31 protein-coding genes are annotated in these 25,941 nt (G+C 39.6%); 16 read left to right on the top strand and 15 right to left on the bottom strand.

All coding sequences use genetic code 11. From position 1 onward, the window contains the following. The 6 genes from ACTB00_RS13750 to ACTB00_RS13775 all read left to right on the top strand — a co-directional run. On the top strand, positions 1-277 hold a 277-nt coding region (locus tag ACTB00_RS13750), incomplete at its 5' end, for a hypothetical protein (RefSeq protein ID WP_463300498.1). Positions 278-305: 28 nt separating this feature from the next. Then, entirely contained in the window at positions 306-986 is a 681-nt protein-coding gene (locus ACTB00_RS13755) for a hypothetical protein (RefSeq protein WP_463300499.1), read from the top strand. A 189-nt stretch (positions 987-1,175) separates the two neighbouring features. Next, the gene (locus ACTB00_RS13760; RefSeq protein ID WP_463300500.1) at positions 1,176-1,715 is read left to right on the top strand and encodes a tetratricopeptide repeat protein; all 540 of its coding nucleotides are present in this window, start codon (positions 1,176-1,178) and stop codon (positions 1,713-1,715) included. Next, positions 1,712-2,107, top strand: a complete 396-nt coding sequence (locus tag ACTB00_RS13765) for a hypothetical protein (RefSeq protein ID WP_463300501.1) — start codon at positions 1,712-1,714, stop codon at positions 2,105-2,107. The genes ACTB00_RS13760 and ACTB00_RS13765 overlap by 4 nt, the downstream gene beginning before the upstream one ends. 149 nt (positions 2,108-2,256) lie before the next feature. Beyond that, positions 2,257-2,379: a hypothetical protein gene (locus ACTB00_RS13770; RefSeq protein WP_463300502.1), complete on the top strand. Its 123-nt coding sequence runs from the start codon at positions 2,257-2,259 to the stop codon at positions 2,377-2,379. A 147-nt stretch (positions 2,380-2,526) separates the two neighbouring features. Beyond that, positions 2,527-2,883, top strand: coding sequence for a DUF4870 domain-containing protein (locus tag ACTB00_RS13775; RefSeq protein WP_463300503.1), 357 nt, complete (start codon positions 2,527-2,529; stop codon positions 2,881-2,883). Between the two features lie 153 nt (positions 2,884-3,036). Here the strand turns inward: ACTB00_RS13775 and ACTB00_RS13780 are convergent, their stop codons facing one another. After that, positions 3,037-3,612, bottom strand: a complete 576-nt coding sequence (locus ACTB00_RS13780) for a superoxide dismutase (RefSeq protein WP_463300504.1) — start codon at positions 3,610-3,612, stop codon at positions 3,037-3,039. A gap of 429 nt (positions 3,613-4,041) precedes the next feature. Here ACTB00_RS13780 and ACTB00_RS13785 point away from each other — a divergent pair, with 429 nt between their 5' ends. Then, a complete protein-coding gene (locus ACTB00_RS13785) occupies positions 4,042-4,290 on the top strand; it encodes a hypothetical protein (RefSeq protein ID WP_159522407.1) in 249 nt (82 codons plus the stop codon). A gap of 135 nt (positions 4,291-4,425) precedes the next feature. On the opposite strand, the gene ACTB00_RS13790 is transcribed toward ACTB00_RS13785, so the two are convergent. Then, entirely contained in the window at positions 4,426-5,427 is a 1,002-nt protein-coding gene (locus ACTB00_RS13790) for an FAD:protein FMN transferase (protein ID WP_463300505.1), read from the bottom strand. Positions 5,428-5,631: 204 nt separating this feature from the next. Between ACTB00_RS13790 and ACTB00_RS13795 the strand changes: the two genes are divergently transcribed. Continuing rightward, on the top strand, positions 5,632-5,739 hold the full coding sequence (locus tag ACTB00_RS13795; RefSeq protein WP_463300550.1) for a hypothetical protein: 108 nt from the start codon (positions 5,632-5,634) through the stop codon (positions 5,737-5,739). Between the two features lie 104 nt (positions 5,740-5,843). Further along, positions 5,844-6,554 (top strand): YebC/PmpR family DNA-binding transcriptional regulator, encoded by a 711-nt coding sequence (locus tag ACTB00_RS13800; RefSeq protein ID WP_159522401.1) that lies wholly within the window; start codon positions 5,844-5,846, stop codon positions 6,552-6,554. A gap of 200 nt (positions 6,555-6,754) precedes the next feature. Here the strand turns inward: ACTB00_RS13800 and ACTB00_RS13805 are convergent, their stop codons facing one another. Together ACTB00_RS13805 and aroB are read right to left on the bottom strand one after the other, a co-directional pair. After that, entirely contained in the window at positions 6,755-7,987 is a 1,233-nt protein-coding gene (locus ACTB00_RS13805) for a 3-phosphoshikimate 1-carboxyvinyltransferase (protein WP_463300506.1), read from the bottom strand. A gap of 17 nt (positions 7,988-8,004) precedes the next feature. Then, positions 8,005-9,069: a 3-dehydroquinate synthase gene (aroB, locus tag ACTB00_RS13810; RefSeq protein WP_463300507.1), complete on the bottom strand. Its 1,065-nt coding sequence runs from the start codon at positions 9,067-9,069 to the stop codon at positions 8,005-8,007. 101 nt (positions 9,070-9,170) lie between these two features. Here aroB and ACTB00_RS13815 point away from each other — a divergent pair, with 101 nt between their 5' ends. The 3 genes from ACTB00_RS13815 (at position 9,171) to ACTB00_RS13825 (ending at position 12,233) form a co-directional block, all read left to right on the top strand. Further along, the gene (locus tag ACTB00_RS13815; RefSeq protein WP_463300508.1) at positions 9,171-9,620 is read left to right on the top strand and encodes a hypothetical protein; all 450 of its coding nucleotides are present in this window, start codon (positions 9,171-9,173) and stop codon (positions 9,618-9,620) included. 49 nt (positions 9,621-9,669) lie between these two features. After that, complete coding sequence (gene dprA / locus ACTB00_RS13820; protein WP_463300509.1) at positions 9,670-10,776, top strand: DNA-processing protein DprA; 1,107 nt, start codon at positions 9,670-9,672, stop codon at positions 10,774-10,776. Positions 10,777-10,919: 143 nt separating this feature from the next. Beyond that, entirely contained in the window at positions 10,920-12,233 is a 1,314-nt protein-coding gene (locus tag ACTB00_RS13825) for a DEAD/DEAH box helicase (protein WP_463300510.1), read from the top strand. On the opposite strand, the gene ACTB00_RS13830 is transcribed toward ACTB00_RS13825, so the two are convergent. The 7 genes from ACTB00_RS13830 to ACTB00_RS13860 all read right to left on the bottom strand — a co-directional run bounded on the left by ACTB00_RS13830 (position 12,234) and on the right by ACTB00_RS13860 (position 19,118). Then, positions 12,234-12,521, bottom strand: coding sequence for a muconolactone Delta-isomerase family protein (locus tag ACTB00_RS13830; RefSeq protein ID WP_463300511.1), 288 nt, complete (start codon positions 12,519-12,521; stop codon positions 12,234-12,236). A 135-nt stretch (positions 12,522-12,656) separates the two neighbouring features. Beyond that, positions 12,657-14,447 carry a histidine kinase N-terminal 7TM domain-containing protein gene (locus ACTB00_RS13835; protein WP_463300512.1) on the bottom strand — a complete coding sequence of 597 codons (1,791 nt, stop codon included), beginning with the start codon at positions 14,445-14,447 and terminating at the stop codon, positions 12,657-12,659. A 478-nt stretch (positions 14,448-14,925) separates the two neighbouring features. Then, positions 14,926-16,077: an alkaline phosphatase gene (locus ACTB00_RS13840; protein ID WP_463300513.1), complete on the bottom strand. Its 1,152-nt coding sequence runs from the start codon at positions 16,075-16,077 to the stop codon at positions 14,926-14,928. A gap of 90 nt (positions 16,078-16,167) precedes the next feature. Continuing rightward, entirely contained in the window at positions 16,168-16,950 is a 783-nt protein-coding gene (locus ACTB00_RS13845; protein ID WP_463300514.1) for a zinc metalloprotease, read from the bottom strand. Positions 16,951-17,067: 117 nt separating this feature from the next. After that, positions 17,068-17,736 (bottom strand): AlbA family DNA-binding domain-containing protein, encoded by a 669-nt coding sequence (locus ACTB00_RS13850; RefSeq protein WP_463300515.1) that lies wholly within the window; start codon positions 17,734-17,736, stop codon positions 17,068-17,070. Between the two features lie 47 nt (positions 17,737-17,783). Continuing rightward, positions 17,784-18,665, bottom strand: a complete 882-nt coding sequence (locus tag ACTB00_RS13855) for a VIT1/CCC1 transporter family protein (protein ID WP_463300516.1) — start codon at positions 18,663-18,665, stop codon at positions 17,784-17,786. Positions 18,666-18,668: 3 nt separating this feature from the next. After that, entirely contained in the window at positions 18,669-19,118 is a 450-nt protein-coding gene (locus tag ACTB00_RS13860; protein WP_463300517.1) for a GNAT family N-acetyltransferase, read from the bottom strand. Between the two features lie 64 nt (positions 19,119-19,182). Here ACTB00_RS13860 and yjjX point away from each other — a divergent pair, with 64 nt between their 5' ends. After that, complete coding sequence (gene yjjX, locus ACTB00_RS13865; RefSeq protein WP_463300518.1) at positions 19,183-19,707, top strand: inosine/xanthosine triphosphatase; 525 nt, start codon at positions 19,183-19,185, stop codon at positions 19,705-19,707. A gap of 9 nt (positions 19,708-19,716) precedes the next feature. On the opposite strand, the gene ACTB00_RS13870 is transcribed toward yjjX, so the two are convergent. After that, a complete protein-coding gene (locus ACTB00_RS13870; protein ID WP_463300519.1) occupies positions 19,717-20,025 on the bottom strand; it encodes a NifB/NifX family molybdenum-iron cluster-binding protein in 309 nt (102 codons plus the stop codon). A gap of 29 nt (positions 20,026-20,054) precedes the next feature. Then, positions 20,055-20,411 carry a carboxymuconolactone decarboxylase family protein gene (locus ACTB00_RS13875; RefSeq protein ID WP_463300520.1) on the bottom strand — a complete coding sequence of 119 codons (357 nt, stop codon included), beginning with the start codon at positions 20,409-20,411 and terminating at the stop codon, positions 20,055-20,057. A 355-nt stretch (positions 20,412-20,766) separates the two neighbouring features. Here ACTB00_RS13875 and ACTB00_RS13880 point away from each other — a divergent pair, with 355 nt between their 5' ends. Both ACTB00_RS13880 and ACTB00_RS13885 read left to right on the top strand, forming a co-directional pair. Continuing rightward, positions 20,767-21,240, top strand: a complete 474-nt coding sequence (locus tag ACTB00_RS13880) for an SPOR domain-containing protein (RefSeq protein WP_463300521.1) — start codon at positions 20,767-20,769, stop codon at positions 21,238-21,240. After that, positions 21,237-23,135: an amidophosphoribosyltransferase gene (locus ACTB00_RS13885; RefSeq protein WP_463300522.1), complete on the top strand. Its 1,899-nt coding sequence runs from the start codon at positions 21,237-21,239 to the stop codon at positions 23,133-23,135. Before ACTB00_RS13880 ends, ACTB00_RS13885 begins: the two co-directional genes overlap by 4 nt. 70 nt (positions 23,136-23,205) lie before the next feature. Here the strand turns inward: ACTB00_RS13885 and ACTB00_RS13890 are convergent, their stop codons facing one another. Both ACTB00_RS13890 and ACTB00_RS13895 read right to left on the bottom strand, forming a co-directional pair. Continuing rightward, complete coding sequence (locus ACTB00_RS13890) at positions 23,206-24,162, bottom strand: GNAT family N-acetyltransferase (RefSeq protein WP_159522363.1); 957 nt, start codon at positions 24,160-24,162, stop codon at positions 23,206-23,208. Between the two features lie 77 nt (positions 24,163-24,239). After that, positions 24,240-25,082 carry a 1-acyl-sn-glycerol-3-phosphate acyltransferase gene (locus tag ACTB00_RS13895; RefSeq protein WP_463300523.1) on the bottom strand — a complete coding sequence of 281 codons (843 nt, stop codon included), beginning with the start codon at positions 25,080-25,082 and terminating at the stop codon, positions 24,240-24,242. A gap of 399 nt (positions 25,083-25,481) precedes the next feature. On the opposite strand from ACTB00_RS13895, the gene ACTB00_RS13900 reads away from it, so the two are divergent. Next, entirely contained in the window at positions 25,482-25,937 is a 456-nt protein-coding gene (locus ACTB00_RS13900) for a division/cell wall cluster transcriptional repressor MraZ (RefSeq protein ID WP_463300524.1), read from the top strand. The last annotated feature ends 4 nt before the right edge of the window (positions 25,938-25,941 follow it).

Genomic DNA, 25,941 nt, shown 5'->3' on the forward strand with positions numbered 1-25,941 from the left:
TCATGATGATCAATATTTATTTGTTAAACATGACATCAATTTACAAACATTCAATAACTTTGGTTGCAGCTGTCCGCCGAATGGCGGATTTAGTTCAACACGGTATATAGCAAATAGGGCGTTCGGTGGTTTACGAAAGCTCAATGCTATTTACAAACACCGCCAAATCGTTGATTTGGCTTTTAAAATGAATAAGATAAAAACAAAATACAACGTTTTGGCTCAGTGCAAACTTGAAAGTTTATCGCTTTCTACTGCCCTACTTGCCATATACTAAACGTTATAGGGCATTTTGAAAAAAGACGATGAGACACATTTTCTACATATTGATTTTTCTTCTAACGACTACAAATAATGTCAATAGTCAGTCTATTCGAAAAGTTGTAGGTAAAAAGTCAATAGAAAATTATCAGAAATACTTGATTGAAAATCCCAGTTCACCTCTTATTCTTACAATTACAGATTCCTTGAGACAGATGTGGGATAGACAAAATATCAAAAATTACCACTGTTTTTGTTATTGCAACTGCATTGAACTATTCGTCAATTTAAAAAGTGAAATCAGACTTGAGAACAAAGAAATTGACATATCGGATTTAAAAGACTCATTGGTTTATGCAATTGACAATCCAGATAACAGGCAAAGTTTACCAGAAAAAGAAGTAATAAAATCGGCTTATTTCGGAGAATTTGTTCGCTCAAAAGGAATTGTCGACATTATCACGAAAGATGCAAATCAAGAATTCTATTCTGAGATAATCAAGATTGTAGAATCTGCATTTATAGAAATTAGGAATAATTGGGCAAGGTACTTCTTTGACAAAGATTACATATATCTCGACAAACAATTAAAGGTGAAACTTGACAAACTCTTGCCTTTCAAAATAAGATTTGAGAGATATATGCCATGGAATTTAAGATTGCCATATCCTCCTGAAGAGAAATATGAATTGAAAGGAATTCCTGACTCTGAAGAAAATGAATAATAAAAAACGCCCTATAACAATTTGTAATATGGCAGGCGGGGGTCTTCTCGGTTTGACAAGTCAAACCAGTGTTGCCACCTCCTGCGGGTCTGACAGGATTTCTGTTGGAAATCCCGCCCGACCACATACAAGTGACCGTTATAAGCCAGCTTGAAAGAAAGATGCAAAGTATTAATTTTGAATAGTAGAATGGAAAATGATTTTGACAATTATGACTTCGAAGAATGGGAAGGTGACTATCAACTTATCCAAGAAGAAGACTGGGCTGGACTGGTAAAATTAAGAAAACATAAAGCTGAAAAATATCCTAATGATTTACAAAGTCAATGGAGATATGGCGAAGCTCTGGTTTATAATCAAGAATTTGAACAAGCTCTTTCTTTTATGACCCCTATTTATAAAAAAGAACCCGGTTATTCTGATGTTGTTCATTCAATTCTCGATGCACTTTTAGGATTAGGAAAAACAGAAAATGATTTTGAGTGGATTGAAAAGCCAATTGTCTTAAAATTAGATGAACAAACAAAAATATTTTGTGCGAACTTTTTAAAGAACAAGAGAAAACCAACCAGATTTTACGACCTGATTGAACACTTCATTTTTCAATCTTATTATCTGACATTTAAAGAAGAAGAATTGTGTGCTTTTTTGAAAAAAGATAAACGTTTCGTGTTTACGAATGAAGAAGAATTTTGGGATGTTAAAATTAAACTATCAAAAAATAATTGAACAGAACAGAATTAAAAAATAAGATTAAAGAAATTAGTAATCAGTTGATAACAGATAAAGGATTTATTTGTTCCATCGACATATTATGTGAATTGGGTATTTTAAGTAAAGCCCAAATAAAAGACTGGAGATTTGGAAAAATTCCATATTTGGAAAAAGTCTGCAATAAAAATCTTGGGACTTTGACTTTTATAAACAGGACAATTAAAGAAATTGCAAAAGATAAAAATTTAAAACAATCCTGGACAGCTTATAACAAATTTGGGAAAGGGGTTAAATCCAGACTGATTTTTAGTAAAACCAGAGAAGATAATATTGAAAATGCTTATGCTACTCATTATATTGACACAGAAAAGATTAAAGAATTGAAAAGAGAAAAAGCCGGCTTATAACAAAGTACATATTTCAGAGCGGGGTTGGTGCGGTTAGCAACTGCGGATTCTCGTTCCATCGTTCAGTCCTACAGAACATGAACGCTCTCCGAAATCCGCTCCGCAACATGTACTAACCGTTGTGCCCAATATAAAAACAGACTACGAAAATGAAAAATAGATTACTGACTTTTGGATCCTTGCTGGATCGGATTTGCAATCCGATCCGTGTTAACTATGGATTTTCAATCCATAAAGGCGAACTAATGGAGAACAACCAACTGGAAAAGTAAAAACGGTAGCTAACAAGTGTTCGGCTCGCGCGTAGTGCAGTGCTTGAACCGGGTGTTGACTTAAGCCGGGATTAATGGCCGGAACAAGTATTATGGGTTTTGATTTCAAACCATACTTCTCTATCTTGCAAAGAAAAAAATTAAAACATGGAAAGAATCATTGATGATCGGGACGAGCGCATGTGGGGTATGCTCTGCCATATTGCTGCTTTTGCAGGTTTGGTGATTCCCTTTGCCGGGAATGTCATCGGCCCATTAGTTGTTTATTTAATGAAAAAGGAAGAATATGGTTTTGTCGATGATCAGGGAAAGGAATCCTTGAATTTTCAAATTACCGTAACCATCCTGATGTTCGTGTCGAGCCTGTTAATTATTGTAGGCATTGGATTTCTGTTGCTGGCAATTGTTGGAGTTGGCGCTTTGGTGCTAACCATTATTGCCGCAATAAAAGCAAACGAAGGCGAGTTTTATCGCTATCCCTGGACGATTCGGTTTCTGAAGTAATAAATAACCATAAAAGAGGGAATCGTTACGATTCCCTCTTTTTATTTTGTCAAGTCTGAGTCAGTCATGCTGAACTTGTTTCAGTATCTGTAACAAAAGGATACTCAGCAACAAGTTCAGATCGACTTTCCCAAAATGTGTCAATGCGATCTATTAAAATCGCTCTGAAACAACTTTCCAATCCAGTACTTTCCAGAAATCTTCCACATACTTAGGACGGGCATTTTGCTTATCCAAATAATAAGCGTGTTCCCACACGTCGCAAGTCAGTATTGGAGTTAGTCCATCGCGCATTGGGTTGGCTGCATTGCTGGTCTGAACGACGCTTAGTTTACCAGCATCGTCTTTAACTAGCCAAGCCCAACCAGAACCAAACAATGTAGCAGCTGCCTGCGAGAATGCCTCTTTAAAACCTTCAACGGTTTTCCACTCTGCTTCAATAGCAGCTTTCAGATTATCCTTTGGTTCGTTGCATCCATCAGGCGAAAACTGCATAAAATAAAAGGTATGGTTCCATACCTGAGCGCCATTGTTAAAAATCCCACCTTCAGCTTCTTTGACGATCGTTTCCAAATCAGCATTTTCAAATTTGGTTCCTGAAACAAGGTCGTTCAGCTTATTCACATAGGTCTGGTGATGTTTCCCATAGTGAAAATCCAATGTCTTTTCACTAATGTATGGCTCAAGAGCACTTTTTGCGTATGGTAATGCTGGTAATTCAAATGACATAATTCTGTAATTTAAAAGTTAGACGATTTTATGTTTGTTTTTGTCTTTCTTAACAGGAAGGAAGCTTAAAAGGTTTGAAAATAAAACGGGCATTCGTTTATTTAAAACGATTCCATATTGTGCGTTCTCATGGGGTGCTGATGCTCAAACACCTAATCTATTTCGAACGTGATGATCGTGAACTGGCGAACTATTTTCCCAGTTCGCATTCATTGGAAAATAATGTAGCGAAGGAGTAGATTTTATGATGTGATTTTAACCAACAAGTTTTTTGGGAATGGCTCACACGGACTTGTTTTCGTTCTGTTAAAATCCGAAACTAAAACTCAACCATTTGTTTGGTGATCTTGTTTATAATGAAAGGAAGCTTAAATTTTTCGGTTCACCTGATTTTAAGTATTTTTGTGGCGTTAAAGAAAGGATAAAACAATGGAATTTTTAATAGTATTTGGATTGGCAGTGGCATTGGTTGCTATTGCTTTTGTTGGGTTGGCTGTTCGGATGTTGATTCAAAAGAAAGGGAAATTTCCAAACTTGCATATTGGAAGTAACAAACATATGAAAGCACGTGGAATTACCTGTGCTCAAACTTTCGATAAAATGGAGCAGGCCAAAGCCAAACGACAACTTTCATTTAAAGAACTATCGATATTGAATGATGTAAAAGGAGGCTGCTAAGCTTCCTTTTTTTTGTAAGGATAAAGTCAGTCTGAATTTATTCATACTCTGTTTTTCGTAACCACAACATGTTTCTATAAATCCTGAAATATATTCAGGGCGACAGGCGGCCGCTGCCTTCAAGCTCTCATCTTCTTAAAACTCCTTTTTAAGCATGCTTTTAAAGCCGGGGCTAATGTAGGTTTTGTAGTTGCCTGCTTCATCCGAATAAATAAAGTACACCTCAATTTCCGGCTCTGCCTCGGCTATTTCAATGGATTTTTCCAATCCGCTGACCATAAAAGCAGTTGCGAAGGCATCGGCAGTCATGCAGTTGTCGGCTAATACGGTTGTGCTCAAGAGGCTGTGTTGAACCGGATATCCTGTTTTTGGGTCAATGGTATGGGCGTATTTCACCCCGTCTTCAATATAAAAATTGCGATAATTACCCGAAGTAGCCAAAGCCATATCTTTCAATTCTACGATAGCCTTTAGTTTTTGCTCCGTGAACAACTCATTGTCATCCGGATTGCTGATCCCAATTGACCAGTAATTGCCTTTGGCGTTTTTACCGCTGGCAACCACCTCACCTCCAATTTCAACCATGTAGTTTTCGCAGCCCTGATCTTGCAGGTAGTTGGCTACTAAATCGCTTGCAAAACCTTTTGCAATAGCGCTGGCATCGAGCATCGTATTCGGATGATCTTTTAAAAGCTTTCCGTTTTCAATTCGAACTTTTTTGTAACCCACAATGTTTTTCAACGAGTCGATTAGTTCTGATGTGACCTGTTCTTTGTTTTTAAAACCAAATCCCCAAACATTGACCATTGGCGCAACGGTAATATCAAATGCTCCATTGGTAATTTCCGAAATTTCTTCAGCTTTTTTAAAGACGGTCGTAAAATATTGATCCAGTTCAGTGTCAATATTCCTGTTCACTTTCGAAATGGTTGATGTTGAATCGTAGGTTGACATGGAATGATTCACTTCATTCATCACGGCTTCTATTTCAGTTTGTAAATCTTTACCTTCAGGGCTTTCATACGTGACATGATAGATGGTGCCATAAATAAATCCTTCGTTCGAAATGTATTGACGATTGCCTGAGCAAGAAGCAAGTGTTACAATTATCAGGAATATCCAGTATGTGTTTTTCATGTTGATTATGAGTTTTTTACCATTTCGGACCGTGTGCGTTTTTTGCAAGTTTAATCATTTAGGGGCGTAAAGATAGTTGATTCGGTTATATTAGAATGAATTATGAGATTAGTAATTGGAATGTTCGTTGAAAATCAGGAATAGATTTTTGAGCGTTTCGTTAAAGTGGAAGATGATCAATAGCAATATTTCAGAGGAACAGGAATTGGACTTTTTCTGTGTCAAAAAATTATTCAGAAACTAAATGTGCGTATTTTGGTCGAATCGCTTTATGGAGAAGGAGCTACTTTTTATTTTGTAATCGATGAATAATATACGAAAATCGATTTTTTAGCCTTTCAGAAATCAATTGTGAATGATTATTTTTATTTTTGCAGTCGTTTAAAATAATTCATTCACACTAAAATATTTGTACTGTGGGAAGAGCATTTGAATACCGGAGAGCAGCAAAGGAAAAACGCTGGGGACATATGTCTCGAATTTTTCCAAAGTTATCGCGTTCAATAACAATGGCAGCCAAAGAAGGAGGCCCTGATCCGGACATGAATGCTAAGCTGCGTACAGCGATTCAGAATGCCAAAGCGCAAAACATGCCCAAAGACAATATTGATTCGGCCATCAAGCGTGCAGCAGGGAAAGATGCCAGCGAGTACACCGAAGTTAACTACGAAGGAAAAGGTCCACATGGGGTGCTTATTTTTGTCGAATGTGCCACGGACAATTCAACCCGTACTGTAGCCAATGTAAAGTCCTATTTCAATAAGGCTGGCGGTAGTTTGGTGCCAACCGGATCGTTGGAATTTATGTTTGACCGAAAAGCGGTTTTTCAGTTCGAAGCCTACGAAGGTATGGATTTGGAAGAGCTGGAACTGGAGTTGATTGATGCGGGGCTGGATGACATTGAGCAAAATGAAGAAACTGTTTATGCCTATGGTGACTACACTGCTTTTGGAACGCTTTCATCAGCTTTAGAGGAGAAAAAAATAGATGTGAAAAAATCAAACCTGGAACGGATTCCTACTTCGGCTGTTGAGTTTACCGAAGAACAGCTGGAGGAAATTGAAAAGTTGATTGATAAGCTGGAGGAAGACGATGACGTTCAACAGGTGTTTACCAATATTGCCTGAGTAAGATACTTTATACATTGAAAAGCTGCTGCCGGAAGGTGGTGGCTTTTTTTGTTGTCGCGAGTTCTGTATTGAAAGATAAGGTCATTCCGAACTTGTTTCGGAATCTGCGTTGACTTCAAGCAGATCCTGAAATAAGTGCCGGATGACTTTCTTTGAGGTCGTTGATGACCATCAAAAACTCATTGTATAAACATTTGCTACTCGCGGTCGGTTACTTCAAATCCCACTTGTTTCAAGTGTTCGTAATATTCCGGGTACGATTTTGAGATAACCATTGGGTCGTCAATATCGATTGCTTGAAACATCGCAGCCGGGGCAAAGGCTAGTGCCATGCGGTGGTCGTGGTAAGTCGCAATGCAAGGCACTTCATCTTTGGGTAACGAGAAACTGCCATCCCATTTTAGCTCGCCGTGTTTGGGTTCTGTAATTTCGGCTCCAAATTTTGCCAGCTCATTTTGCAGTGCCGCAATGCGGTTGGTTTCCTTAATTTTTAAAGTTTCCAGGCCTGTAAAATGAAAAGGGACTTTTTTAAGCACGCACAGCATCGCCATGGTTTGTGCCACATCCGGATTTTCAATAAAGCTGAGTTGTAAATGTTTGGGTTGAATGTCAGCCGACTTTGTAATAATTACACCATCGCCAGTGGCTTGACTGTCAACTCCAAAATCTTTTAACCAAGCTGCAATTTGGCAATCGCCTTGCAAACTCATCAAACGAAGGTTTTTCAACTCAATTTCAGCTTCGTCAGACAATGCTGCTAGTTGATACCAATAAGATGCGCCAGTCCAATCTGCTTCAACCGTAAACTCACGGGCTTGGTAAGCTTGTTCAGCAACAAGGATTTCATTGCCTTTCCAAACGGAACGAACACCAAATTGCTTCATTAATTTCAGCGTCAACTCAATATAGGGGCGCGAGGTAATTTTGTTTTTCAACCGCAGTGTCAGGCCTCCTTCAATTACAGGGGCAATCATGAGCAATGCCGAAATGTATTGACTGCTGATACTTCCATCCAATTCCAATACTTTTCCTTTGAGATGTGAGCCAAAAATACGAAGTGGCGGATAGCCTTTGTTTTCCACATATTCAATTTTTGCTCCCAGTTCGGTCAACGCGTCGACCAAAATATGGATTGGGCGTTGCTTCATCCGATCTGACCCGGTAATCGTCCACTCACCAACGATCTGCGAGAGGAAAGCTGTGAGAAAGCGCATGGCTGTTCCTGCATGTCCAATATCAAATTTATTGGTGTTGGAGGTCAGTACTTGTTGCATTACCTCAATATCGTCGCTAACCGATAAGTTCTTCAAATGGTAAGGACTGTAACTCAAGGCATGAATAATCAGTGCGCGGTTAGCAATACTTTTCGACGATGGAAGGTCAATACTTCCGTTAACGGTTTTATCTGATTTGGAAAGGCGGTATTTCATGATTTGTTATTCCGAAATTAGAGTTGACGATAATAGTCAAGTGCTTCAATAATCAATTCTTTTGAGCAGTCTTTGTTTATTTCAACCTGACCAATTGTTGATATCAAGGTGAAGTTAATCCGGCTGCCTTCATTCTTTTTATCGTGCGTCATCAGCTCGTAAAGCTCGTCGTAAGCTGATGGCTCAATTTCAAACTTGCCATAGGTTTGAAGCATCCACTGGTTGATTTCCTTTAACTTTCTCTGGTCGAAACCACAAACTTTAGTAGAAAGGTACAACTCGACAATCATTCCGTAAACCACTGCAAAACCATGCAGGATTGGGCGATTGTCGTATAGAGCATAACTTTCAAAAGCATGGCCAACCGTGTGCCCGAAATTCAATGCCTTTCGGATATTTTTTTCGGTCGGGTCGTTTTGCACGTGCCATTCTTTGACAGCTACCGAGTGTGCAATAATTTCCTGCAACGAATCGTAGTCGACCTTTTTAAGATCGTATTGCATCAATTCTTCCCAGTGCTCAGGATTTTTAATTAAGCCGTGTTTCAGCATTTCAGCATAACCGGAAAGGAAATTGTCCGCATCAATTGTCTTTAAAAAGCTGGTGTTGATGATGACTGCATCCGGCTCATTAAATACCCCGATTTCATTTTTTAAACCATTAAAGTTGATGCCGGTTTTTCCGCCTAGCGAAGCATCAACCTGTGCTAACAGAGTTGTTGGGATATTTACGAATGACATTCCGCGTTTAAAGGTTGAGGCTACAAAACCACCCAAATCGGTGAGCATTCCGCCACCAATATTGATCAGCAGCGATTTGCGGTCAGCACCATTCTTTGATAGGAATTCCCAAACTTGCTCTACCGAGCGAACTGATTTATTGGGTTCTCCTCCTCGGATACTGATTGTTTTGATGCCATACTCTTCTATAACATTGTTGATTGAAGGAAGGCAAAGCTCTTTGGGTGTTTCTTCGGTCAATAAAAATACTTTGCCGGCAGGAAATTGCTGAACGATTTTCTCGAGTTCGTCAGCTACCTTTTGGGAAAAGATAATATTTGAATGTATTTTTGATGTCGCCATTTGTCTGTTTTAAAATGCGGAGCACAAAGTTAAGATATTTTTAGCAGTGCTATAAAGTCAATAGGAAAAACGGCTCATTATTTACAATTCAATAAAAGGTTATGGAGATATCGAATCAAAAGCGTTCACAGAAAATAAAAAGAGGTTTTAATCTGGGAGTTGTGCTGTTGTTATTGCCTATTTTGCTTTTTGTGTGGCAGGAGATGGACTTATTTGCGCTGATAAATGGCGGTTTGTTAATCATTTTTATTATTGTTTTTCAAATTGTGGGACTGGATTACGTGCAGTATGAGTCGACCAATGAGATGATTAAAGTGCGTTACTATCCTATCATTTCTTTTTTCGGTAAGGAATATAATTCAATTGAGTTCAGGAAAGTGCTTTTGCATAAAGCTGAAGTGAAGAAGACGTTTTTATTTAGCGATTTATTTCTGGAAGTAAAGACAAAAAGAGGAGTTGCCGAATATCCTTCTGTCAGTTTGGCGGCGATGAGTAAGAAAGATATTGGTGCGATTAAGGCCGATTTATCTCAATATTTAATGGAAAAATAGTACTTGCAAATTCAGGAGGGAATAACTAAATTTATCATAAACCTCGTGGATGTCTGAAACAGAAAATCTAAAATATCAAATTGCATTGTCATTAATTCCGGGTATTGCTCTAGGCAATGCCAGACGATTGGTTCATGCCTTAGGCGGGATTAAGCCTATTTTTGATGCCAACGAAAAAGCCTTAAAACGAATACCGTACATTGGTGAAATAAAAGCTCGTGCCATTATTGAAAGCGACGCCCTGGAGCGAGCTTCAGAGGAAGTTGAATTTATTCTGAAAAATGATATTCACTATGTTTCATTTTGGGATGACCATTATCCCATGCGATTAAAGCGCTGCGTGGATGCACCGCTCATGCTTTTCTGGAAAGGGAATATCCAATTTAATGCAGAAAAAACGGTGGCAATTGTAGGAACCCGTAATGCAACGAACTATGGCCGCGATTTTTGTGATGGGTTGGTTCAGGATCTGGCGCAGCGAGGCGGTTACACAGTAATTAGCGGCTTGGCCTACGGAATAGATGTTGCGGCTCACAAAGCTTGTTTGAAAAATGGAGTGCCAACGATTGGTGTTTTTGCTCACGGCTTGGATCAGATTTATCCCCGGCAGCATCGTCAGGTGGCAGAGCGAATGCTTGAGTCGGGTGGCGTGGTCACTGACTTTATTAGCGAAACGAAAATCGATCGGCAGAATTTCTTGCGCCGCAACCGGATAATTGCCGGTTTAGCTGATGCCACAATAATTGTTGAATCAGCTGAAAAGGGTGGTTCACTGGTGACCGCAGATATTGCCGATTCGTACAATCGCGATGTTTTTGCACTTCCTGGCCGGCATATCGATCTGTTTTCGAGAGGTTGCAATCAGCTGATCAAATCAAACAAAGCGGCAATGATTGAAACCTTGGATGATCTGGAGTATGCCATGTCGTGGCAACAAACTGTGGATAAACCAACCAAAATACAGAAGCAACTGTTTGTTGAATTGAATGATGAAGAGCAGCGAATTGTTGATTCGTTGAACGAGGCTCCTTTGTACATCGACCAGCTCTGTTCCATCGTGCAAATGCCAATGGGCAAGGTTTCTTCAGTATTGTTGGCACTCGAATTTAAAGGTTTGGTAGCGAGCTTGCCGGGGAAAATGTACAAGTTGACGTAGGGTGCTTCAGCTTCTAATCGGCGATTATCAATGCGCAGGTGAAAACCGCGGCACCCAATTCAATTGACAATTCAAAACACGCGGTTAAAAACCGGAACATCCGTTTGGTAAACTGGAAATTTAAAAGTGTATCTTTGCGGCCTATGACAAGTTTCAGTGAATTAAAAATAAACAAGTCAATTTTGAAGGTGTTGGACGAGATTGGCTTCGAACATCCAACTCCTATTCAGGAAAAAGCAATCCCTATCATTAAGTCGGGCATGGATGTCGTTGGAGTGGCGCAAACCGGAACGGGCAAAACCGCAGCTTACCTGTTGCCAATTTTTTCCAAACTGGTGAAAGCCGAAGGCGAAGATCCGAGAGTACTCATTTTGGTGCCGACCCGGGAACTAGCGATCCAAGTTGGAGAGGATATTGAAGAGTTGACTCCCTATAGTAACATTCGACATGCTGCCGTTTTTGGTGGCGTAGGATGGACCAAACACGCAGCTTTGATTGAGCCGGGTATTGACATTTTGGTGGCAACCCCCGGGCGACTCCGTGATTTGTATCATGCCAATGCTGTTTCGCTGAAAAAAATAAAAACACTTGTAATTGACGAAGCCGACCGAATGCTGGATATGGGCTTTATGCCACAAATTCGTCAATTGTTGGAGATTATTCCGGTCAAGCGGCAAAACCTGCTATTCTCTGCAACATTTAATGAGAAGGTGGAAGTAATGACTCACGAGTTTCTTGATTTTCCGGAGCGTGTCGAAGTTTCTCCATCGGCTACTCCTGCCCAGTTGGTTAAACAATCCTATTATAAAGTTCCGAATTTTAAAACCAAGTTGAATCTGATTCGGCACTGGTTAGAAGATGAGGAGGTATTTAGCCGGGTTTTGATTTTTGTGCGAACCAAGGAACACGCTGAAAAGGTCTTTAAAGTCATCAAACGAAAGACGGAAGGGGAGAAGCGGATACTTCATTCAAACAAGGGGCAAAATGCCCGGATGAATGCGATTCAGGCCTTTAAAGATGGAGAATTAAGAATACTGATTTCCACCGACGTCTCGGCTCGGGGACTGGATGTTTCAATGATAACACATGTCATCAACTTTGATTTGCCACAGCGTTACGAAGATTACGTGCACCGAATTGGACGAACTGCACGAGCCAATAATCATGGCGAGGCAATTGCCCTGATTGATCCCGCGGAGGAATACCATTTAGTAAAAATTGAAGAGGTTATCCGAATGAAAGTTGAGGAAAAATCTATTCCTGACGAAGTGGTGATCGAACCGACCGGGAAAGCTGAAGCGCAAGAGCAATCGCGGGAAATCGACCGACAAAAGAAAATGGATGATCCTACTTTTCAAGGAGCTTTCCACGAAAAAAAGAGAAAGCCGCCTGTGGAACGAAAAGATGGCAAAAACCTGGCGAAACAGCGGAAGAAGCATAAACGTAAACGCCGTTAATTATTGGAACAGTCTGGCAAATCCGGGATAGGCTTTTAAAGGGATTAATTCAAACTCAATGAGCTTATTTTCAACGAGGGGAAGCTGCTGTAATTTTTGATTTGCCTGATCAACCGAATTAGCTTCAAGAATTAAAACGGCACTGTTTTCATCTGCCCGGAAGTAAATTTCACGAATAAACCCGTCTTGCTGAAATTCCCAGGCTTTTTTGGCCTCTTCTTTAGCGTATTTAGTAAAGTCTGTCGTTTTAGCGTGTGGAAGTTCTTTTTCCAGTGCAATAATTTTCATGTGCTTTTTAATTTTACGTTTGTACAATTTCCGTACGTCGCTGTAGTTCTTAAGTTTTGTACACCAATGCATCGAATTCCCACTAATCATCCTCCTGGGTGAGCAAAATTTTGATCATGGTCGTTTCAGCGTATTTTATTCTTGAGGTAACGTGAAGTAAAAGATGCAGCCTTCACCTTTTATTCCGGCACTAATTACACCAACTTCTCCACCAAGCTTCTCCACAATTCGCTTGACTATTGACAGGCCGAGTCCGGTTCCTTCGATATGTGTTTGGTTGAATCGCTCGTATTTTTTGAACAGCTTTGTCTGGTCTTGTTTTGTCAACCCATTGCCATTGTCCTTTATCCAATAGCGAATTTTCTTCTCATGATAGAATTGTTTTGCCCCTAGTTCGAGAACCGGAGGTTTTCCACCATACTTAATGGCGTTGCTGATATAATTAACCCACACCTCCTCAATCCATGGGGAATAGCCAAGAGCTGTGGGCCATTCTTTGGGTTTGATGATGGTGACGTTCGACGTTTTAATCATGTCGTCCAGGCGAATCTCACATTCTTTTAATATACCAGCCATGTCCACTTGCTCTCTTTTTATATCCTGCTGCCGAACACTGGCCATTGTCAACAGCTCTTTAATGACATGAAAAGATTTGTTTGCCGAAAGCTGGATCAGTTCAATTATCTCTTCCAGATTTTGATAGTTCTTGTTCTCAATTTCCAGTTTCAGCAAATCGTTGGACGTAACAATAGCACCAATCACGTTTTTTAAATCGTGAGCCACGGTGTGATCAAATGCATCCAAGTCAGCGATCAGTTTTTCCTTTTCTTCGATCTCTTTTTTTAATTGCTGATTCGTGTTTTGGATGGATTGCTGATAGATTGTTTTTTCGGTAATATTCCGCAAGACAATCAGTTTCCCATTCATCTGATTGGCTTGATCAAACAGCGAAGTAACCCGAATATCAAAATAGGTAAGTTGGCCACTTAGTTCTGCTTCCAGATCCATCGATTCAATTTGTTCCTTTGGGGCGAGTTGGTCAATCAATGATTTCTGTTTAGGGAACACATCTGCCAGCGATTTTCCAATTGTATCATTTTTGCTGCGGTGTGTGAGCTCCAGAAAGGCTGGGTTCACATCTGCAATCCGACGGTGTTTATCAACAATAATAACTCCGTCGGGTAAAATGGCTAATAGTTTATTTCGGGCAATTGGCACCAGGTCGAATATGCCAAATCGCAGATTGATGTATGTTAGAATAACTCCGGAAAAAGCAAAGAAAATTGGAGTCCAGTCAAACCCCTGTATCGGTCCAACATTGAAAACATACATCACATTGCCAACCACGGGAAACACACAAGCGATAACGATGAAAATGATTTGCTGCTGGTAGTTTTCCGGGTACTTAAAGATTAACGGAATGATGTTGGCTATACTTAAGGTTAGCAAGATGTAGTTGAAAGCAAAAACAAGCCAGAACGATATCCCATACGTGTATATCGTGGTGTTTAATTTCGGATCAACATGATAAGATTTCCAATGTAGGAAATGGTAATCATTGGTGGTTACAGAAATTAAAAAAATTGCAGATAACCCAAATAACAAAGCTAGTAGAGTCGCATTTATTCGGTGCTGCTTATAGGCAAAATGAAGACTGAATAAATAGAAAAATACCGGAGCAAAAACAATACCCAGATACGAGAGTTTTGACCAAAATATTTTTGATTCGATTACCGTGGCAGAATATTCGAGAGCATAAAAAAAAGCCCAGGCTGCTATCGCAATTTGTAAAAGCGACAGATGCAAAATTCCCGGCGTTTTTCGGTATTTATACAAATAAACACTGATGATTATCCCTGTGACTCCTGACATGAGAAGTATGATTGTTAAGGGAGTAATCAGGTATGTTCCAATTTCGTGATGCATGCGGTAATATTGTCCGCGTGAATATACAAATTTTGCCTCTTGTTCTCCCTTGTCGGTTTAAATTAGAAAGCGCCTTTTATTTCTCAGGCATGGATAATTCGATCTAATGATTTTTTCTGACGACAGTTATTTTTTTGCGACTTAGCCAAAAGGCAAGTCACACGAGCTGTTTCGCGATTTCATGCCTCAGCGACCACTTCTTCATATTAGGCTAATAATTCCCGTAATTGCCGACTTGGGTTTTCGTAGAATATCGTTGAAATCAGCTGGCTTTATTTCCAATGCTACCCCGAACATGACAACGGCCAATGAAATGTTTAGAAACAATAAGCCTGAAGAGGAGAAGTTCAGTTGCGGTCAATTATGTCTGTTGACGAATTCATTGGAAAAAGCTTAGTTAAACCAAGCTCTAAAACTAAAAAACTATTGAAAGAAAGCATGTCCCTTCAATAGTTTTTTAGTTCTGTGAGTGTTGAATCTATTTCAAATCAAGTAATTTCATCATTCGATTGGCAATTTCAGTGTTATCAAGGATTCCTGTGAAATTTACAGCTCCCGGGCCAAAAGCAAAAACAGGAACCATAACTGCTGTGTGGTGTCCGGTTGCAAATCCGCCTTCAACAATTTTGTTTTCGATGTCGCCTCCATTTATTGCAAATCCGCCGGTTTCATGATCCGCCGTTACTATGATCAGCGTTTCTTTATTGTTGGCGGCAAACTCAAGGGCTTTGCCAATACTCTGATCAAAATCAAGCATCTCTTCGGTAATGTATGTGGTATTGTTTTGATGGCCCCCCCAGTCAATTTGAGACCCTTCAACCATTAAAAAGAATCCTTTATGGTTTTGACTGAGTAGGTCAATCACTTTTTCAGTCGCTTTGGGCAGCAATCCATTTCGTTCAGGAGCTCGGCCATTGTGCTCGGGTGCTGTTAACCCAACTAATTTACCTTCGGTGAAATTTTCAATCTGATCAATGTCTTTCAATACCGTGTAATTTTTGGCTTCCAGTTCTTCAACCAGGTTTCGGCCGTCTTTACGCTCCGTGAAATGTTTATATCCACCTCCAACAAAAACATCGATATCCGTTTTCAGAAAATCGGCGGCAATTTCTTCATACATATTACGCGATGACTGATGTGCAATAAATGAAGCAGGTGTTGCATGGGTAATGGCAGAAGTGGAAACAAGTCCGGTTGATAAGCCATCTTCTTCGGCCAACTCTAAAATTGTAGGATGCGAAACGGTATCGGCATCAACACCAATAGCTCCGTTGTATGTTTTATAACCACTTGAAAGAGCTGTTCCTCCGGCTGCTGAGTCGGTAATGTAGTTGCTGGCCGATTGTGTTTTCGAAAAGCCAGCGTGTTTGAAATTTTCAAGAAACAGATGACCTCCGTTGGCTGTTAATCCCGCAAAAACCTGAGCCGTTCCCATTCCGTCGCCAATCATTAATATGATATTTTTCGGCTTCTTATTTTTGAATGAATCCTCATATTTTTTCACCTCGTAATTGATCGTACCTCTATAAACTTTAACTGAATCTTCTTTTGTCAGTGTTTTGTAATTTTCCTGAGCATGCACCGAGCAGGCCATTATAATACTCAAGATAAAAGTTGCTATCTTCTTCATGTTTGTCTGTTTTATTTTAGAACAGTAAAAATAATCAGAAATATATAAATGAATGGATTAGCCGGATTAATTATTGATTAATTGAATAGATTATTTGCCTCCATTGTTTCTCAGATCCTCTATACAGTCGGACCGTAGTGCAGGAGTGCTGTTGGTTGAAAAAGTTGAAGAAAAATTGTTGGTTTCCGCAGCATAATACATCAAGCACCTTGGGTTGGAGCAATGATTACTGCTATGAATGCTGTCAAGGTGATTATTGATCATCGGAGTACCATTGTTTACCAATCCAAAAAGATGACCAAATTCGTGTTTTAAGACCGTGGTCTCCACGTTGTGTGTTGTGGGCTGATTTTCACCTCCACTATATTCCTGAATTGTTTTTTTAAACAAGGCAAATGAGCTTGCGCCATAGGCTAGTCCCAGTTTTTTTTCGTCAGCACTGTTGCCGGCATAATCCCCATTCGTAATAAAAATCCACGCGGTCAGCAACGTGTCATTCGTCAATTTTTCCCGGTAACTCGCTTCAATAGTTTTTAAATCTTCTAACGAATAAGAGGTTTTTCCGGTTTTGGGAATTGGTTTGTAAAAAAGCTGGATTCCCTTCGGTTTGTGGATACGTTCATCCAGAAAAGAGACTAACTTATAAATTGATAGACTATCGAGTTGTTGCCCATCGAGGTATACCGCCTCAATAACAAGCTGTTTGTATTTAACATCTGATAAAAAATCATTTGGAGTAACATTGTCGTTAATGTTTTGCTCCGGAACTTCAGGGATTGGAGGTTCAACAGGATCTGTTCCGCCGTTATTACAACGAACAAAAGCTATTAGAATAGCAAGTAAAATAGAAAAGTGTATTAAAAAACGAATCATTTTGCAGAGAATTATTCCCTATCTAAAAGAACTCATTTTTTATTAGAAAGGTTCGCTATTTGCAATTAAATGATTGTAAAATCAGTTGACCTTGAAAAGAACTTATGACTATTTAAGCTACCGGACTTTTTCGATATTCCACTCATCGCGATCGAAATTTTCAGAAATAGCATAGATGATATTTTTCTCTGAGGTTCTTATTTCAAGAATTCCCAAAACAATAAAATCAGAAATAATTCGCTCGGCTTCGCGATAACTAATTTGCGCTTTCCGGGTAAATGACGAATGGCTGATGGTTTCGTTTTTGTCCAAATAATCAAGCAGAAATTGTTCCGAATTTGAGTAGTTGAGGAATATGCCGTTGTTTCGTTTTTCTTTTTTCCAAACCTCAATCATAATTCTATTGGCCAGTTTGTTTTCGTCATCCTTCCGGTAGTAGGCCATCCATCTTCCGTCATCGTTTTTTGCAAAATGCGGCTTGTTTTCACTTGATTTGATTGTGGCTTCCAGTACCGTTTTTCCGTCAATAAAATGTTGATGGGTTGTAAAATCAATTTCGGGTTTGCTGTATATTTTGGCTGCCGATTCAACCATGTAGTATTCTTCTTCCGACCGCACTCCCGCAATATTGCCATTGTCTTTTACGCCAATCAAAAGGCGTCCACCATCGGTGTTGGCAAACGCAACCAGCGATTTGGCAATCTTTTTAGAATCGCTGATGCAATATTTAAAATCCTGTCGTTGGTGTTCTCCTTCAAGGATCAATTTTGACAAATAAAAACTCACAATATTTCTCCATTTTTTCAGATTAACAAGCCTTGACTTGGATTGTTTTAAACCTTGATACCAAAAGCAATGCGAATCAGGTAACCCAGCCCAAATGAAATCAAACCAACTACTGTACTTAGAATGACCATTTCCAAAAATCGCTTTCTGAATGGTTGGTCGTTGGCTACTGAGATGTAATAACTGTAAACAAAGACAACAAATATGGAGTCAGCTACAGCAACTGCCAGCGCCACAAAGGGAGATGCAAAAATGAGGAATGGTGCGACTAGAAAGACAACGGCAACCAGATAGGCCAGACCGGTGAAAATAGCAGACTTAATTGCTCCGTCTTCATTGCCTTCTGATTTATTCGAGAGGTATTCCGACGACGACATGGATAATGCACCGGCAATACCGGCTATGATTCCGGCCAAAGCAACTATTTTGGTGTTTTGCAAGGCGAAAGTCAGCCCGGCTAAAGTTCCCAGGATTTCAACCAAAGCATCGTTTAGTCCTAGCACGATTGATCCGATGTACTCCAGCTTGTCTTCTTTAATGAGCTTGATCAGTTCTTTTTCGTGGTCGTTTTCATCTTTGCTGATGCCGGCTGCTTCGGGAACCTCTTTGGCAATTTGGTTGTAATTGATTTGGGCATTTTCTTCGCCCTTTTCCATTAGTTTAATACCAAACGTAATTCCAAAAATACGGGCAATCCAGTAAAATTTAAATATATCCCATTGGCTCGGATTTACCTCACGGGCAGTGTATTTTTGCCAGATTTTGTAATGCCGCAGTTCATCGTCAGCAATGTCGTTTAAAACTTTGCGATTATGGTCGTTTTGGATCCGACTTGCCAGCCGTTTGTAGATATTATATTCTGTAATTTCATTTCGCTGAGCAATGATCAGTTGCTTACGAACTTCAGGTGAAATTGGTTTTCTTTCCATCGTTCAGTCTTTTAACCATTCGAATAACCGGTAGTGCTCGGCCGTCATACCTAATTTTTGATAGACTTGTTGAGCCGGGGTGTTGCTCTGGTCAACATACAAACGAATTCCTTTTAAACGATCCTCTTTTTTCACCAAGCCCTGGATGTGGCTGTACATTTTTTTGTATACGCCGGTTCCTCTGAATTCGGGTGAAACGTAGACCGATTGAATCCAAAGAACGGTGCCATTTCTCCAGTCGCTCCATTCGTATGTTGTTAACAGTGATGCAATGATTCTTCCATCCCGATCAGCTACATAATAAGTTCCTTTCGATTGATCGTCGAATACGTGTTTTACACCCAGATCAACTGTTGTTTTGTCTAATTGTATGTTTTCTGTTTCCAAGGCCATAGCCAATTGAAATTCTGCAATCTGTCCGGCGTCTTTAACTTTTGCTTCGCGGATAATCATTCTCTGGATATTTTTTCGGTGTAAAAGTAACTTTATTGACTGATTATTTTATAGATTTATCCGAATGAAAATTCTGGTTGCATCTAAAAATCCGGTCAAAGTTAATGCTGTTCAAGAAGCTTTCAAAATGTGCTTCACTAATCCTGTTGATGTTGCTGGTTTGTCCGTGAAATCAGATGTCTCGGATCAGCCGATGAGTGATGGCGAAACCAGGACAGGAGCAAAAAACAGGGTGAATAATTTGATGCGCGCTGATTTGAAAGCCGATTTTTATGTTGGTATTGAAGGAGGTGTTGATCTGGTGGATGCTCGGATGCAGGCTTTTGCATGGATTGCGATTTCGAATGGGGATAAACTAGCACTTGGACGAACAGGAAGTTTTGAGTTACCTCCTGAAATTGCGCAACTGATAGGGCAAGGTCTGGAGCTTGGAGACGCAGATGATCAGGTATTCAAAGCAAGTAATTCGAAACAACAAAATGGCGCCGTTGGCTTACTGACTCACGACTTGATTACGCGCCAGCAGTTTTACCAACACGCAATTATGTTGGCACTTATTCCCTTTTTAAACACTGAATTATACGATTGATTGTCGAAATCAGGAGTTAATTTTTTTGAGTATCTGGTTTATTTTAATCCGCTCCTCTTCAAGCATGATAACCTGGATGTTGTTTTTCTGCAAGCTAGCGTGTGCTTTCGGTCCAATTTCCCCGGTTATTATTTTATCAACCCGTTCGGTTGCTAATAATTCCACAACCCGGGGAGCAACGTTATTTTCTTCCTGGCAGTAGGGGTTCACGATAAAGCGAGATTCTTCACCATCGGAGATATAAAAATAGGGAGCACGTCCGAATCTCAGATCCATCGGAGCAGTTAATTTTTTTTCAGTGGCGCTGATTGCAATCATAATACCTTAATTTAAATTGTTCAAATTTGTCATTTACTTTTTACTTGTTCTTGAAGTGCCTCCCAATACTCAACAGCTCGTCTGGTATGTGGAATAACAATCGTACCTCCCACAAGGTTTGCGATACTGAAAACTTCAACGATTTCGTCGGTCGTTGTTCCTTGTTCAAAACATTTTTCCAGATGGTATTTTATACAGTCATCGCATCGCAACACCATCGAAGAAACCAGTCCCAGCATTTCTTTTGTTTTTACACTCAGCGCTCCCTTCTGGTAGGCTATGGTATCAACACTGAAAATCCGTTTCATCACTTTATTGTCATTCGAAAGGATTTTTTCGTTCATTTCAGAACGATAATTCTGGAAATCTTCAATTAATTTGCTCATTGCCTGGAAATATTATAAGTTGACTAGCCTGTATTAATCTGAAAATATACTTTTCAGTAACGGTTTAAAATACTAAAAGTTTTTAGTTTCGAATGGAATAGGAGTGAGATATAGTACTTACATGATCAGTCCTTCCCGGATTTAAGAAATCGATGCGCAAATTTATCAAAATTGAAGAAATACTGAAATGGAAAATTTTCTTCGATCCACTTCGTTATGTTTGTGTGAACGAATAGTAAATATTAGTCATTTGATGTTAATGTAAAGTTTTTTCGTTTTTTCAGATGATTGAAATTATCCGTTCTTGTATTCTACCAATTAAGTTTATATTTGCACTTTTAAAGGACAATAAATTATGAAGTTGATCATACCATGGATCGCATTTATCCTTTTTTGCTTGAGTGTCAGTGCTCAACAGTCCTCATACAACCCCAATCAGCCTGAAACAGAAAATGTGTCGCAACCAATAAGTGAGCAACTGCCTGTGTCGCAAGATGCAAGGATTGATAGCTTGTTAAAGAGGCATATTGCGATGAATAAACGGATGAACGGTACTGAAGGGTATCGGCTAGAAGTTTTTTTCAGCTCTGGCTTGAAGGCAAGGGAGGAAGCGATGAGTGTAAAGACCGAGTTTCTGACAAAATACCCGGATGTTCAGGCTTATATGATTTTTCAAAGTCCTGATTTCAAGGTCAGGGTTGGAGACTTTCGGACAAAGAACGAAGCATTAGCCTTGAAAGATCGAATAAAAAAAACGTATCCGAATGCGTTTATTGTGAAAGATATAATTCAGTTTCCAAAATTAATTACCGACAAAGAGAGTAAATGAGTGATCAGATAAAACACGAGTGTGGAATTGCATTAATTCGTCTGAAGAAACCCTTAAGTTATTATCAGGAAAAATACGGCACCTGGCAATATGGGGTTAATAAGCTTTACCTGTTGATGGAGAAGCAACATAACAGGGGACAAGATGGCGCAGGAGTCGTTAGTGTAAAAATGAACCTTAAGCCAGGACAGGAATACATTAGCCGGTATCGCTCAATTGAGCAAAATCCAATTCAAGATGTATTTGATAAGGTAACCAAAGGAGTTAAGAAAGCCATCAAGCATGGTAAGGATATTAATGATACAGACTGGGTTTATAAAAATCTGCCGTATTCGGGCGAGCTTTATTTAGGCCATTTGCGCTACGGGACTTTTGGGCGAAACAGCATTAACTTTGTGCATCCGGTGATGCGCCAAAATAACTGGAAGTCGCGCACATTGGTTTTGGCAGGTAATTTTAATTTGACAAATACAGATGAGCTTTTTCAGAAGTTGATCGACCTTGGTCAACATCCGAAGAATTATACTGATACAGTAACTGTTCTCGAAAAAGTTGGTCATTTTCTGGATGAAGAAAACCAATTTCGTTTCCGTCAATACAAAAACGAAGGCTATTCAAATAAAGAAATTTCGCCACTAATTGAAGAAAACCTGGATGTCCAAAGTATTTTGGAAAATGCCAGCAAAGATTGGGATGGCGGTTATGCTATTGCCGGAATGATAGGACATGGTGATGCATTTGTAATACGAGATCCATGGGGGATACGCCCTGCTCATTACTACGAGGATGATGAGATTGCCGTTGTGGCATCTGAGCGTCCGGTAATTCAGACTGTCATGGATGTAAGAGCCGATCAGGTAAAAGAAATCAAACCGGGAGAAGCATTGATCATTAAAAGAAATGGAGATGTTTCGAGGCAAATGATTCGTGTTCCTCACAATCGGGTGTCATGCTCTTTTGAGCGTATTTATTTTTCGCGCGGTAGTGATAAAGATATTTACCAGGAGCGAAAAGAGTTAGGTCGATTGCTGGCTCCGATGATTATGAAGTCAATCAACTATGACCTGGAAAATGCAGTGTTCTCCTATATTCCGAATACTTCGGAAACTGCTTTTTATGGCATGATGACCGGTGTGCGTCAGCATCTACTTGAACGCAAGAAGAAGTTGATTCGTGAAGGAAACGGAACGATGACTGAAAAGGAGTTAGAGGATATTATTTCTATTGAACCCCGCGTTGAGAAGATCGCAATTAAAGATGTTAAACTGAGGACTTTTATTGCTGACGATGCGAGTCGCGATGATTTGGTGGCTCATGTTTACGATGTTACCTATGGCGTCATTCGTGAAAAGACAGATACGTTGGTGATTATTGATGATTCCATTGTTCGTGGCACTACTTTAAAAACAAGTATTCTTCGTATTCTCGGACGACTGAATCCGAAGAAAATTATCGTGGTTTCGTCAGCACCTCAAATTCGCTATCCCGATTGCTATGGTATTGATATGGCAGTATTGGAGCGGTTTATTGCTTTTACGGCAGCCATTGAATTATTAAAAGATAAGAAGAAAGAGCATATCATTGACGAAGTTTATAAGAAATGTAAGGCACAGGAAAATCTTCCGAAAGAAGAAATTGTCAATTATGTGAAAGATATTTATCGCCAGTCTACAGCGGAGGAAATATCGGCTAAAATTGCCGAATTGTTGAAGCCTGAAGATTGTGAGTCAGAAGTTGAAATTGTATATCAGAGCATCGAAAACTTGCATCAGGCATGTCCGAATGATAAAGGAGATTGGTATTTTACTGGTAATTTCCCAACTCCGGGGGGCAATAAAGTGGTCAATAAATCCTTCATCAATTTTGTTGAGGGGGTTTCAGGAAGAGCGTATTAATAACGAAATCGATAAGAATAAAAAAAGCAGGCTTCAAGCCTGCTTTTTTTGTATCTGTATTTTTATAAATCTATTCTGGGTTAGGGAAATTATCCTCTTTCCCTTTTACGTACGTCTCAATATGACGATCCTTTTTTGCCTCGTAAATATCCTTAATGGTAAGAATAATTCCCGTTTCTTCAACACCCCCAAAGTGGTCGTTTAGAACCGTCCCGAATGTTTTCATTGAAGGGCTCAAATTCATATAAGCATTAATCAGCGGGGGAATATTTTCTCCAAAATCCCTTACTCGTTGGGTCAATATTTTATAATCCTCCTGATAAGAACCGCCATTAAATATTTTCTCCAATGATTCCATATCCATATTCATCTCCATGGGTGTTTTGGGGTAAACCAAATTTTCCCGGTCCCTGAAGTATTTTAGGAAAAAATACTGGATGGTGTTGCGGGCATCCGTGTGAAAATGAGAATACATCGTAACTTTTCCAAAAAAGTATTTCATTTCCGGATGGTCAACGATCAATGCGCCCAAGCCATCCCATAGGTTGTCGAGTGCAAAGAGTGCTTTTGCTCCAGCTTTACTTGATTGATATGCCGGTTGAACAAATGAGCGGCCCAGCTCTAATGTGTATGGAAGATAATTCTTCGTAAACTCTTCAGAAAAATGAAATAAGCGGGAAGTGGCAAGTACGACCTCTCCATTTTCATCAACCGGAAGATTGGCACACATGAGGTAGCGGTAGCCACCAAGTATTTCCTGCGCATCCGGATCCCAAACGATCAATTGATGATAGGGATTTTCCTTCGTGTCGTATTTGTCTATGTCGAGCTCTTTGCCTGTTCCGCCTCCGGCATCACGAAAAGTGATTTCTCGTAAACGGCCAATCTCTTGCATTAAATTGGGAGAATCGTGATGTGTAATCACGTAGATCTCATTGGCACCTTTGTTCGTCTTCCTCAAAAGCTTATCCGGGGTTAACTCGGCAATAATAGCTTCTTTAGGCATCGGTGCAACAATATCTTTCATACTTAATCGCGCTAAATTTGTTGAGCTACAAAACTATAAAAATTTATTTAAGAACGTGGGTGTGCTTACCTTTAAATTCAGTGCTTGTGTATTTCAGACATTGAATAGACTTTGTCTCTTACATAGTCAGCCCATTCTTTGTGTTTCTTGCTTTTGTCGAATGTAGCATAGGGTATTGGTTTTCCAAAGGTTATCGTGAAGCTCTGCCCGCGATGTCTGAAAGTCTCATCAGGTAAGAAAAATTGTTCAAGGTTCCACTTCAGGCCGAGGAGCTTGCGAAAATTTGCAAAATTGTAAAAGAAATTTGAATTTCGTCCCGAGACATGAACAGGGATAATGTCTCGTTCGTATTGAATCGATTTTTGAATGAAGTGTTTTTTCCAATCCGTGTCGGTAATGGTTCCTTTTATTTTTCGTGAAGCATAGCCTGAAGGGAAAATCAGAATTTGGGAGTTGGACTGGTATTGCTCATGCACAATACGGGCAACATCGCGCCCATGACCACCGTGTTTGTTGATAGGAACAAATACACTTTCGAGTTGAGGGATGTTCATTAAGACATCGTTAACCAAAAACCGAACATCGCCGAGTATTTTATTTACGTTCGACATGAGTAGTAGTCCGTCGAAGCCTCCAAGAGGATGGTTGGAGGCAAAAATAAAACGACCGTTCTTTGGAATATTTTCAGTGCCAACAACCTTTTCGGTTACATCGAAATGCGCTACCATTTGGTGCACGAATTCGATTCCGGTCTTGTCGCCATATTTAGCCAATATTTCATTGATGTCATGAATGTGCATAATCCGGGTAATGTAATTGTAAACGAATCCCGGGATAAACTTGGCAAGTTTTGGATTTTTTGCTTTGAAAACCTCCCTGATATCAATCGGTTTAATGCCATTTGGATATTGATCAGTCATGTCTGGATTTTTTGATGCCGAAAAATAGGAAATAAAACTGAGCTAACTTATGTCTTCGGTTTATTTGTAGTTTTTCATGTTTTTGTAATTGTTTATTTTTTGCAAAACATGGAACTCGCTTTAGATAATCATACTCCTGTGTGTGAATAATTTTTACATGCTCTTTTCATCTTTGAGTCTTTGTTTTATTAACGCATGTTGAAAAGTGTTGTTTGTTTTGTAATTGTCAGTTAATTAGGTTTTTGGTTGACGTTGTTAACAGTGATTGCGTTGTTGTTAACAAATAATGAACACTCTTGAAGTCAAATAAATGTGGTGCAAAGTGACTTAATGTGACTAAGAGTGGAATTTTGAGGAAGAATTTGCTAATTTTACAATTGAAAAATAGACATTTAACTCATGGATTTCTCCGCAGAAAAGAGCGCAACATTTGACGAAAAAGGACGTGTCGTGCTGCCTGTCGACTATAAAAACGAGATGGGAGGGCGCATTCCGGGTGGTCAGCTGGCGATTGAGATTGATCCGTTTGAGAAGTGTCTAAATATTTATCCAATGGAAGCATGGGAGGCTAGATTGGCCTCTTTTAAAGCAAAGTTGAATAGAAATAACCCCCGGCAAAGTCGATTGCTGGATATGATCTACCGAAATTTTAAAATCCTGAATGTACCTGAAAGTTGCCGAATGAACTTCCCCAACAGTTTTTTGGAGAAAGTGAACATCAAGAAAGATGTTTTTTTCGTTGGTGTTGGCGATCGGATTCGATTGTGGGATATTAATGAATACGAGGCTTACTATTCAGATACTGATAAGGAAAGCTTTAAGGATATGTTTACCGAATTTTTTGGAGGAGAGTAGGACT

This window comes from Sunxiuqinia sp. (assembly GCF_055140945.1).

Bases quoted from the DNA above. Each gene is read 5' to 3' on its own strand.
- ACTB00_RS13755 (WP_463300499.1), top strand. From the start codon at position 306: ATGAGACACATTTTCTACATATTGATTTTTCTTCTAACGACTACAAAT.
- ACTB00_RS13760 (WP_463300500.1), top strand. From the start codon at position 1,176: ATGGAAAATGATTTTGACAATTATGACTTCGAAGAATGGGAAGGTGAC.
- ACTB00_RS13770 (WP_463300502.1), top strand. From the start codon at position 2,257: ATGAAAAATAGATTACTGACTTTTGGATCCTTGCTGGATCGGATTTGC.
- ACTB00_RS13775 (WP_463300503.1), top strand. From the start codon at position 2,527: ATGGAAAGAATCATTGATGATCGGGACGAGCGCATGTGGGGTATGCTC.
- ACTB00_RS13780 (WP_463300504.1), bottom strand. From the start codon at position 3,612: ATGTCATTTGAATTACCAGCATTACCATACGCAAAAAGTGCTCTTGAG.
- ACTB00_RS13785 (WP_159522407.1), top strand. From the start codon at position 4,042: ATGGAATTTTTAATAGTATTTGGATTGGCAGTGGCATTGGTTGCTATT.
- ACTB00_RS13790 (WP_463300505.1), bottom strand. From the start codon at position 5,427: ATGAAAAACACATACTGGATATTCCTGATAATTGTAACACTTGCTTCT.
- ACTB00_RS13805 (WP_463300506.1), bottom strand. From the start codon at position 7,987: ATGAAATACCGCCTTTCCAAATCAGATAAAACCGTTAACGGAAGTATT.
- aroB (WP_463300507.1), bottom strand. From the start codon at position 9,069: ATGGCGACATCAAAAATACATTCAAATATTATCTTTTCCCAAAAGGTA.
- ACTB00_RS13815 (WP_463300508.1), top strand. From the start codon at position 9,171: ATGGAGATATCGAATCAAAAGCGTTCACAGAAAATAAAAAGAGGTTTT.
- dprA (WP_463300509.1), top strand. From the start codon at position 9,670: ATGTCTGAAACAGAAAATCTAAAATATCAAATTGCATTGTCATTAATT.
- ACTB00_RS13825 (WP_463300510.1), top strand. From the start codon at position 10,920: ATGACAAGTTTCAGTGAATTAAAAATAAACAAGTCAATTTTGAAGGTG.
- ACTB00_RS13830 (WP_463300511.1), bottom strand. From the start codon at position 12,521: ATGAAAATTATTGCACTGGAAAAAGAACTTCCACACGCTAAAACGACA.
- ACTB00_RS13835 (WP_463300512.1), bottom strand. From the start codon at position 14,447: ATGCATCACGAAATTGGAACATACCTGATTACTCCCTTAACAATCATA.
- ACTB00_RS13840 (WP_463300513.1), bottom strand. From the start codon at position 16,077: ATGAAGAAGATAGCAACTTTTATCTTGAGTATTATAATGGCCTGCTCG.
- ACTB00_RS13845 (WP_463300514.1), bottom strand. From the start codon at position 16,950: ATGATTCGTTTTTTAATACACTTTTCTATTTTACTTGCTATTCTAATA.
- ACTB00_RS13855 (WP_463300516.1), bottom strand. From the start codon at position 18,665: ATGGAAAGAAAACCAATTTCACCTGAAGTTCGTAAGCAACTGATCATT.
- ACTB00_RS13860 (WP_463300517.1), bottom strand. From the start codon at position 19,118: ATGATTATCCGCGAAGCAAAAGTTAAAGACGCCGGACAGATTGCAGAA.
- yjjX (WP_463300518.1), top strand. From the start codon at position 19,183: ATGAAAATTCTGGTTGCATCTAAAAATCCGGTCAAAGTTAATGCTGTT.
- ACTB00_RS13870 (WP_463300519.1), bottom strand. From the start codon at position 20,025: ATGATTGCAATCAGCGCCACTGAAAAAAAATTAACTGCTCCGATGGAT.
- ACTB00_RS13875 (WP_463300520.1), bottom strand. From the start codon at position 20,411: ATGAGCAAATTAATTGAAGATTTCCAGAATTATCGTTCTGAAATGAAC.
- ACTB00_RS13880 (WP_463300521.1), top strand. From the start codon at position 20,767: ATGAAGTTGATCATACCATGGATCGCATTTATCCTTTTTTGCTTGAGT.
- ACTB00_RS13885 (WP_463300522.1), top strand. From the start codon at position 21,237: ATGAGTGATCAGATAAAACACGAGTGTGGAATTGCATTAATTCGTCTG.
- ACTB00_RS13890 (WP_159522363.1), bottom strand. From the start codon at position 24,162: ATGAAAGATATTGTTGCACCGATGCCTAAAGAAGCTATTATTGCCGAG.
- ACTB00_RS13895 (WP_463300523.1), bottom strand. From the start codon at position 25,082: ATGACTGATCAATATCCAAATGGCATTAAACCGATTGATATCAGGGAG.
- ACTB00_RS13900 (WP_463300524.1), top strand. From the start codon at position 25,482: ATGGATTTCTCCGCAGAAAAGAGCGCAACATTTGACGAAAAAGGACGT.